This is a genomic window from Streptomyces sp. NPDC006197 (genome assembly GCF_040613865.1).
GTDB lineage: Bacteria > Actinomycetota > Actinomycetes > Streptomycetales > Streptomycetaceae > Streptomyces.
Genome location: NZ_JBEXSZ010000219.1, coordinates 1 through 9486, shown reverse-complemented (window position 1 = coordinate 9486; position 9486 = coordinate 1). Strand labels below are relative to the sequence as shown.

Sequence of the window (9486 nt, the reverse complement as noted above, 5' to 3'; positions counted from 1 at the left end):
CCCGGCATCGACTCCACTGCCTCGGTGACCGCTCAGACGTACGCCACCGCATTCCAACAGCTCGACAACCTCACCGACTTCAGCCTCCTGGCCGTTCCGGGTGTGGGCAGCGCCGAGATGCTGAATCTGGGTATGGGCTACTGTGCAAACCGGCCGCTTCAGGAAGTGTTCTACATTGGGGAGACAGGGTCCGACACCGACACCGCAGAGAAGGCCGTCGTCTTCCGCAAGCGACTCACCTCCGCAAACTCCTATGGTGCGCTCTACTTCCCCTGGGTGAAGGCTCCTGACCTGACCGGGCGATCGAAGGACCCGGTGCTGGTACCGCCATCGGGCTACATCGCAGGGCTGTACGCGCGGATCGACGCTTCCCGTGGAGTATGGAAGGCGCCAGCCGGGAGCCAGGCGTCACTGAACGGTGCCGTCGGGCTGGCTGTCGAAGTCAACGACGTCCAGCATGGCAACCTCAACCCGATCGGCGTAGACGTCATCCGCCGATTCCCCGGCGTCGGGGTGGTCGCTTTCGGAGCACGTACCGTGGCCAGTGACCCGGAGTGGGCCTACGTGCCTGTCCGGCGGACGGCAATCATGCTGCGCGTCAGCATCTATTACGGCATTCAGTGGGCAGTCTTCGAGCCCAACGACGAAGCACTGTGGGCGCAACTGCGTCTGAACATCGGCTCGTTCATGACGACCCTGTTCCGACGAGGGGCCTTCCAGGGAACCACACCGACCCAAGGGTTCTTCGTGAAGTGCGACAAAGAGACGACTACACAGGCAGACATCGACGCGGGCGTCGTGAACGTTCAGGTGGGTTTCGCGCCCCTGAAGCCAGCCGAGTTCGTGATCGTGCAGATCAGCCAGAAGGCCGGCATGGCGTCCGGCTAGCAGCAATGCCGAGTGAGAGGAGAGCAGCCGATGGCCAGATTCACCGTCAACAGCATGCGTTTCGACCCGTATCTCGGATACCGGTTCAAGATCAAATGGGATGGACAGTACGTCGCAGCGCTCAGCAAGTGCAGCGCGTTGAAGCGAACGACGGAGGTCACGACCTGGTATGAGGGGGGTGATGCGAGCGGACCGCACCAGATCCCGGGGAAAAGCAAGTACGACCCGATTACGCTCGAGGCGGGCGTCACCCATGACACTGCCTTCGAGGACTGGGCCAACCGCGTCAACAATTTCCAGGGCGACGCGGCGATGTCCTTGGCCACCTTCCGGAAGGACATCACCATCGAGGTGTGCAACCAGCAGGGCAGCATTGCGCTGGCCTACAACGTCTTCCGCTGTTGGGTCTCGGAGTACCAGGCGCTGCCTCAACTGGACGCATCGGGGAACGCAGTGATGATCACCACGATCAAGCTGGAGAACGAAGGCTGGGTTCGGGACACCGCGGTGCTAGAGCCGCAGGAGACCTAGGAGGCGCTCCATGGGCCATGTGCTGCCGGGCGGTTACTGGGACGCTTCCGGGCGGTTGCATCGCGCCTTCGAACTGACGGTGCTGACTGGGCGCGAGGAGGAACTCCTGGCTGGCGTCGCATCGGAACAGCAGACCGCGAGTGCGGTCACCGAGGTACTCAGCCGCTGCGTACGGCGGCTGGGCGATATCAGCCCGGTCCCTCCGGAGGTGGTACGGCGTCTGCTCGTCGCCGACCGGAACTTCCTGCTGCTTCAGCTGCGCAGGACCTCTTTTGGGGATCTTGTCCGCGCTCACCTGTTCTGCCCCTGGCCCGACTGCGGCGAACGGGTATCGCTCGAGTTCGACCTTAACGAGGTGCCGGTCGACGAGGCAAAGGTGCACACGCCCGTCCATACGATGACCCTCTCGGTCGAGGCGTTCCCCGGAACCGACCGCACCTCAGCGGAGGTTCGGTTCCGGCTGCCGGATGGCTCGGACCAGGAAGAACTCTCCGCACTGCTGGCCCACAACGAGGCCGAGACGCTGACGCTCCTGCTGTCGCGCTGTGTTCAGCGCATCGGAACCCAGGAACCGCCCTCAAAGCAGCAAATCTCGGAACTGTCCGCGCGGGCCAGATCCGAGATCGAGGAGCGCATGGCATATGTGGCGCCCAAGGTCGAACAGACACTGGACGCCACGTGCGCCGAGTGCAGACGGGTTTTCGTCGCGCCGTTCGACATCCAGCGCTTCTTCTTCGGGGACCTGCGCGCCGATCGTTCGCTCCTGTACCAGGAAGTGCACCACCTCGCCTTCCACTACCACTGGAGCGAGCGGGAGATCATGGGGATGACACGTGACAAGCGACGCATGTACATCGAGGTTCTCTCCGGCGCGATCGAAGCGCTCGACGGTGAGCGCTGAGGGTTACCTCGCAGGGGTGCTGGCTGACGGTGCGCGGCCGTTCCGGTACCGCGCACGGGTGCGCACGCTGCTCGGCGTGCCTGACGAGAGCGGCCCCGAAATCGTCCTCGCGCCGTCTTCGCCTGTCACGAACTGGGGCTGCTCCCGATCGATCTTCTTCGAGAGCGGCGCGCCGCTTTCCGCCCCATGGCTACTGAGCTCGGTTGAGCCGCTAGCCCAGTCCCCCCATCCGGCCGAGGCCAGCCAGTCTCATATGCGCTCTGACAACGCGCCGCGAGTGGACAGCGTCCCCGGGACACCGGCCACTGACCCGATGGCGCGGCTCTCCGCCGTCCCAACCGACGTCATCTCGATCCCGGGTGAAACCGTTCGGCCCGCCGCAGATAGCTTGGCTTCCGAGAACGAGGTGCCGGCTGCCGGCCCCGGGCGGCCGGGGGAGGGGAGGAATGCCGGTCCGGCGCAGGATCTGGACGCCGCAGCCCTTGACCCGCTTCCTCGCCTCAGCCGAGAGCCTGACGACGTGCTCCGCGCGGATGCAGCGGCGACAGCCACGGCCGGGACGCCGCGCTCAACACTCCACACGCCGGCCTCCGCCTCGTCAGGCCCCAAGTGGGCATCGCGTCCGGCATCCGGAAAGCCGCCACGCTCGCCCGAGTCCACCCATGCCATTCAGACTGTCTCGTCTCGGCCCTCCCCGACGGAGCGTCCCGAGCCGCTCTCCGAGTTCCAGTATCTGAAGGAACCGGACCACCAAATCCGGCCTGACCACGCACGGGGTGTCACGTCCAACCGGACCAAGTCCACCGCACACGAGGACCACCGGGCCTTCCAAGGCTCTTCCCTTGCCAGTCCCGGGCCCGGACCCCTTAGCGCGTATCAGAATCTTCCGGCCCTTCAACAGAGCCCCACCGCGCCACCCGACGCGATGGATTCGGCCCACACCTTCAAGCGCCGCCTCCCGCGCGCGACGCCGCGAGTGGACAGCGTCCCCGGGACACCGGCCACTGACCCGATGGCGCGGCTCTCCGCCGTCCCAACCGACGTCATCTCGATCCCGGGTGAAACCGTTCGGCCCGCCGCAGATAGCTTGGCTTCCGAGAACGAGGTGCCGGCTGCCGGCCCCGGGCGGCCGGGGGAGGGGAGGAATGCCGGTCCGGCGCAGGATCTGGACGCCGCAGCCCTTGACCCGCTTCCTCGCCTCAGCCGAGAGCCTGACGACGTGCTCCGCGCGGATGCAGCGGCGACAGCCACGGCCGGGACGCCGCGCTCAACACTCCACACGCCGGCCTCCGCCTCGTCAGGCCCCAAGTGGGCATCGCGTCCGGCATCCGGAAAGCCGCCACGCTCGCCCGAGTCCACCCATGCCATTCAGACTGTCTCGTCTCGGCCCTCCCCGACGGAGCGTCCCGAGCCGCTCTCCGAGTTCCAGTATCTGAAGGAACCGGACCACCAAATCCGGCCTGACCACGCACGGGGTGTCACGTCCAACCGGACCAAGTCCACCGCACACGAGGACCACCGGGCCTTCCAAGGCTCTTCCCTTGCCAGTCCCGGGCCCGGACCCCTTAGCGCGTATCAGAATCTTCCGGCCCTTCAACAGAGCCCCACCGCGCCACCCGACGCGATGGATTCGGCCCACACCTTCAAGCAGGCATACGGGCGGTTGGTGGCGAACAGCCCAGTGTCTCGCGGGTCCCTTCCGGATGAGCCGACGGAGCAGATCGCATCAGCCGCTGCGCCGCCTGTCAGGGTGGTCATGGAACCGGTGCTGGTGCGGGTTCCCACCGACGGCTGCCGGGCCGCCTTCTGGGAGCGCAGGCACGTCAGCAGGCTGCACATCGGGGTCCTGCGATGAGCACATCCACGGCAATCGGCATGGTCAGCGCCTCTCTGCGTAACCTCCTGGTCGGGGAGATGGGGCTGCAACCGACCGTGACCGTGACCATCCTCGCGCCGGATGAGCAGGGCAGTGACCGCCGCGTGAATCTGTTTCTCTACAAGATCGCAGAGAACCCATTCCTCAAGAACGCGGACTGGGCGCTGCGGCCAGGATCCGCGGACCGCATCGTGGACGCTCCCCTGTCGCTGAACCTCACCTACCTCCTGACGCCCTACGCCCCCAACGACGAAGTCAACGGAAACGTTGCCGCGCACCAGGTCCTGGGCGAGGCCATGCGCGTCTTCCACGAGAACCCCGTCGTTCCTCGGAAATACCTCGACCCAGGCCTCACCGACGCCCGTGAACACTTGCAGATCTCGAGCTGCGCCCTGGAGCCCGAGGAACTGCGGGGACTGTGGACGGCGCTTGCCAAACCCTTCCGGCTTTCTGTGCCCTACCAGGTGTCCACCGTGCAACTCGACCGTCGACCGTCCAGCGCGCAGACACCGGCCCCGCGGGTCCGCCGAGTCGAGGTCCCGGGGGTCGCGACGGCGGTTAAGCCCCCGACCATCACCGGGATGTCCCCGACGATCGGTTCGGCGGGTGCCGTGCTCACCTTCACCGGCACCCATCTGGCCGGCCAGCGGGCCACAGTGCAGTGCGCCGGCAGGACCGTGACGGAGGACCTGGTTCTGAGCGAGGACAGTTTCACCGTGCGTCTCGCGGATGACCTGAATGCGGGCCTCCATGAGGTGAGGGTGGACGTCTCTCGGCTCTTCCGCCGCACCTTCCTGTTCCAGGTGACACCATGACGCCACAGCAGCCGGAGCAGCCGTGCGGTGGGTCCGATCACCTGCCGTACCAGGACGTCTTCGAGCACCTGGCCGACGAACTGCGCCGACTGGACCTGCTGGTCCGGATGCGTCTCGTCACTATGGCCCTGCAAAACGCGTCGGCCCCGCGAGAGGCCCAGCTCTCACGAAGCGTCTGCGTCACCGGCGAGGAAGTGGCGTGGCTGCTGGATTCCGCTGTCCCCGACGACGATGCAGCCACTGCCGCAGCGCAAGAGGACACGGTCCTCCATGAGCTGCGCGCCGCGCTGCACCGGCTCACCGCCGAGATCGATGCTCGGACAGAACGCACCAATGCGACAGGGAGCGTGCTGCCGCTGCCAGCACTCGGTGAACTTTTTGGGCTCTCGCGGCAGGAACTGGCTGCAGTGGTGGTGTGCCTGGCTCCTGAGCTACGCCGCAGCTATGACCGGATCTACGCCTACCTCCAGGACGACATCACCCGTCAGCGTCCCAGCGTCGATCTGGTACTGGAGCTGTTTTGGCCGTCCGAGCACTTGCGGTGGGCGGCGCGACGGATGTTCACCGAAACGGCCCCGTTGCTGCGCTACAGGATCCTGCGGACGGTCGACGACCCCCAGAGTCCCTCTGGGTCGACCGGCCTCTCACGCTTCCTCACGCTCGATCCGCGCATCTGCCAGTTCCTGCTAGGCGACAGCGAACCCGATGCGGCCTTGATCGGACGTGTCCGGCTGGACCGCCCAGCCCCTTCCCGGTCATGGTGGCCGGGAAGGGTATCCGAGCCAGGGCCGCTGATGCTGGCCGAGCGCTGGGCCGCGAAGCGCAGTTCGGACCGACGGCCCCTGGTTTTCCATTTGCATGGCCCCATCGCCTCCGGGCCGCTCGAGGTTGCCCGAGAGACCAGCCACCGGCTGAATATGCCTTTGCTCGACCTGAACTTGCAGGACTGGGGCGGTCCCGGCCCGGCCGTGGAGTCGGCCGTACGAACGGCTCTGCGGGAGGGGCTGCTCCAAGGAGCGGCCGTCCACGTCGCCGGCGCGGACATGCTGATGCGAGAAGATGCAGGGCCCCTGCTCATGGCTCTTGTGGAAGCGATTGCCGACTTCGGCAGGCTGGTGTTCCTGTCCGGGGAGGCGGAGTGGACCGGTCCGCAGCCCTTCCCCGGTGCGGTGTTCCAGCCCTTTGCCGTGCCGCTGCCGGACGTGTCGTGCAGAGCCGCCGTGTGGTCTCAGGTCTTGCTAGACCACACAGCTGACGCCGAGGCGTGGGCGGCCGACCTGGCCGTTCGGTTCCGTCTGGCGCCCGACCGGGTTTCGTCGGCAGTCGAGCGGGCGGCCAACGAGCGGCTGATGGAGCCGGAGCCGCGTCCGCTGGCCTTGGCCGACGTGTATGCCGCCTGCCGTGAGCAGTCCCGGCAGCGGCTCGGGGCACTGGCTGTCAGGACGCAGCCCCGGTCACGCTGGGAGGACCTGGTGCTACCCGAGGAGCTCATCGAACAAATGCGCGAGATCTGCGGCCAGGTGCGGCACCTCGACCGGGTGCACAGCAACTGGGGGTTTGGGACGAGACTCAGCCGCGGCAAGAGCCTCAGCGTCCTGCTCACCGGCCCCCCGGGAACTGGTAAGACGATGGCGGCCGAGGTGCTGGCCCAAGAGCTGGAGGTCGACCTGTACACGGTGGACCTCTCCGGAGTGGTCAGCAAGTACGTGGGCGAGACGGAGAAGCACCTATCGCAAATCTTCGGCGAGGCGGAAGCCGCCGACGCGATCCTGTTCTTTGACGAGGCGGACGCGCTTTACGGTAAGCGCACCGATGTGTCAAACGCCCATGACCGTTATGCCAACATCGAGACCAGCTACCTCCTGCAGCGGATTGAGGAGTACGAGGGCATCGTCGTCCTGGCCACCAACCTTCGGCAGAATATGGACGAGGCGTTCACCCGCCGGATGCGGTTTGTCTTGGACTTCCCGTTCCCGGATGCCGACAACCGGCTGCGGATCTGGCGGACGATATTCCCTCCCCAGGCGCCCGTCGCGCCGGACGTCGACCTCACCCTGATTGCCCGGGAGTACCCGGTGGCAGGCGGCAGCATCAAAAACATCGCGCTCAACGCGGCGTTCCTCGCGGCGGCCGACGGTGGCCCGATCAGCCGCCGGCACATTCTGCGCGGGGTCCGGCGGGAGTTCGAGAAGATCGGGAAGCTTTGGACTGAAGCGGAACCGGCCCTTGCCGGAGAATCCGAGAACAAGGAGGCAGCCCCGTGACCGACGGTTTTCCGAACAAACCCAAGATCCTGCGCGGCGCTTTCGTGGAATTCGGCCTCAGCCTGCCGCCGCTCGTGGTGGTGTTCCAGTACAACCCCGTGCAGCTGAGCCGCAACCGAGCGCTGACCTTCGGCGTCCCCGGCGACCTCGGTGAGGCGAACGGCCCTGGCCAGTCCAGCCCCGGAAGCAGACCGACGCGTGACCTGCGGGAGTTCCACGGCGGGTTCAGCGACCTGCAGCGGCTGCAGGAGCAGCAACTGGTCACGGTGGCTGAGCAGACCATCGGATTCGACATCCGACTGGATGCCACCGATCGGCTGGACGAGAGCGACACGCTCACTGAGCAGTTCGGCATCGCACCTCAGATCGCTACCCTGGAGCTGATGGTTCAGCCCAAACAGGAGAGTCTGCTGGGGAGCGCTGTGAGCGCGCTGCTCGGCAAGCCCAAGGGATTCAGTTTCACGCGGAGGGCCAATCCGCCGATGGTCCTCTTCATCTTCGGACGCAAACGCGTGCTGCCGGTGAACATCAACACGATGCAGATCACCGAAACGGAGTTCAGTGCCGATTTGAATCCACTGAGGGCCACGGTGGCAGTCGGCCTCACGGTTATCGAGGGCAAGAACATGCCCTACCTGTACTCGAAAGCCATGACGGAAGCGATGTCGGTCCTCAACCTGGCCTCCATCGTCGATGTCAGCAATGTTGTCCTCCCGGGGTGATCGGCCGTGTTCAGCAACCAGTCGCGCTACCGGGCCGTGCCCGACGTGACCCTTCCGCGGGCCGATGGGCGCGCGGTGGCGGCCAAGGACCTCAGGCTGCTGCCGGACGTCACCGGCACCTTCACACACACCGTCGGAGCCGGGGACCGTCTGGATCAGCTGGCGTTCACGTACTACGGCCGGCCTTTGGACTACTGGCGGATCTGCGACGGCAATCCGGGCTTCCTCTCGCCACTCGAGCTGCTGGGCCAGGAGCCCGTGCTCGTCACCTGTTTCCCTGCCACCCCGCCTCCTGGTCATGACCCACCGTGGGATCGGCTACTTGCCGCTCTGTCCGGTACCGCAGGTGTGGAGGAGGTGACGATCGTGGACGACGTCACGCTCGTACCGGAGCCAGTGCAGCAGGAGTCAGAGAGCTGGTCGGGCGTAGTGACCGAGCGGCACACCTGGGCCGTGCTGGTGACGCACAATCGGTTCACCATCGAGGCAGACGCCGTGGGCAAGGTGATCGGCGAGGCCGGGTTCAAGGTCGGGGATCCATCGGTCAGGGGACAGCTCGGCCGACAGATCGTCATCCCCCCTGCTATCCACGGGCAGGTGCGTGCATGAAATACGACCATCTGCGCATCGAGTTCAGCGGCACGGAGGTGCCCGAGCTCTACCACGACCTGCTCAGCCTGGAAGTGGAACTCGACGACGAACTGGCCGGGATGTGCCGGATCACCCTCGCCCTGCTGCCGGGCGCCGATGGAAGCTGGCCCTACCTGGACGACAAACGCTTCGCCGCTTGGCAGCGGCTGTCTGTCATTGCAGGATTCGAGGACGACGCGCGGCAGCTCCTGACGGGTTATGTGACTCACCTGCGCCCAGCCTTCGGCCTTGGAGCCGGTCAGAGCCAGCTGGAGATCTGGGCTATGGACGCCAGCGTTCTTCTTGACCGGGTGGACCGGGTCAAGGCGTGGCCGAACAAGAAAGACAGCGATATCGCTGCGGAGATCTTCCAAGAGCACGGCCTGACCCCCGAGGTCGCCGACACCGAGCTGGTTCACGACGAGCGGATGTCCACCATTGTCCAGCGGGAGACGGACGCCCAGCTTCTGCGGCGCTTGGCGCTGCGCAACGGCTTTGAATGTTTCGTGGACGGGGACACCGGCCATTTCCGCCTGCCGGCAGCCGACGCCGACCCGCAACCCGTCCTGGCCGTGCAGTTCGGCGACGAGACCAATGTCGACTGGTTCCGCCTGGAGGTCAACGCCCTGGCTCCCGCGAAGGTGTCCCTGACCCAGATCGACCATGTGAGCGGGCAGGTCCTGGAGGCCCAGGCCGGCATCGGTCGGCAGCCCGCCCTCGGAGCCGACCCGGCCGGAGCGCTCCAGGCGCCGGGCGAGCCCGCCATGGTCCGGGTCGCTAGAACGGTGACCACCGGCGCCGCCGAGATGTCCACTGTCTGCCAGGGGCATTTCGACCGGGGCCAGTGGTTTGTGACGGG

8 protein-coding genes are annotated in these 9486 nt (G+C 66.2%); all 8 read left to right on the top strand.

All coding sequences use genetic code 11. From position 1 onward, the window contains the following. A partial coding sequence (locus ABZ318_RS37570) for a phage tail sheath C-terminal domain-containing protein (protein WP_356906913.1) occupies window positions 1–888 on the top strand: 888 nt, incomplete at its 5' end. Window positions 889–918: 30 nt separating this feature from the next. Beyond that, the gene (locus tag ABZ318_RS37565; RefSeq protein ID WP_356906912.1) at window positions 919–1419 is read left to right on the top strand and encodes a phage tail protein; all 501 of its coding nucleotides are present in this window, start codon (window positions 919–921) and stop codon (window positions 1417–1419) included. A gap of 10 nt (window positions 1420–1429) precedes the next feature. Next, complete coding sequence (locus ABZ318_RS37560) at window positions 1430–2320, top strand: hypothetical protein (protein ID WP_356906911.1); 891 nt, start codon at window positions 1430–1432, stop codon at window positions 2318–2320. A 1851-nt stretch (window positions 2321–4171) separates the two neighbouring features. Continuing rightward, window positions 4172–5011 (top strand): DUF4255 domain-containing protein, encoded by an 840-nt coding sequence (locus ABZ318_RS37555; RefSeq protein ID WP_356906910.1) that lies wholly within the window; start codon window positions 4172–4174, stop codon window positions 5009–5011. Continuing rightward, window positions 5008–7275 (top strand): ATP-binding protein, encoded by a 2268-nt coding sequence (locus ABZ318_RS37550; protein ID WP_356906909.1) that lies wholly within the window; start codon window positions 5008–5010, stop codon window positions 7273–7275. The genes ABZ318_RS37555 and ABZ318_RS37550 overlap by 4 nt, the downstream gene beginning before the upstream one ends. Beyond that, window positions 7272–7997: a hypothetical protein gene (locus ABZ318_RS37545; protein WP_356906908.1), complete on the top strand. Its 726-nt coding sequence runs from the start codon at window positions 7272–7274 to the stop codon at window positions 7995–7997. The genes ABZ318_RS37550 and ABZ318_RS37545 overlap by 4 nt, the downstream gene beginning before the upstream one ends. Window positions 7998–8003: 6 nt before the next feature. Further along, the gene (locus ABZ318_RS37540; protein ID WP_356906907.1) at window positions 8004–8606 is read left to right on the top strand and encodes a hypothetical protein; all 603 of its coding nucleotides are present in this window, start codon (window positions 8004–8006) and stop codon (window positions 8604–8606) included. After that, the coding region (locus ABZ318_RS37535; protein ID WP_356906906.1) for a contractile injection system protein, VgrG/Pvc8 family at window positions 8603–9486 on the top strand (884 nt) is incomplete at its 3' end. The genes ABZ318_RS37540 and ABZ318_RS37535, both read left to right, overlap by 4 nt.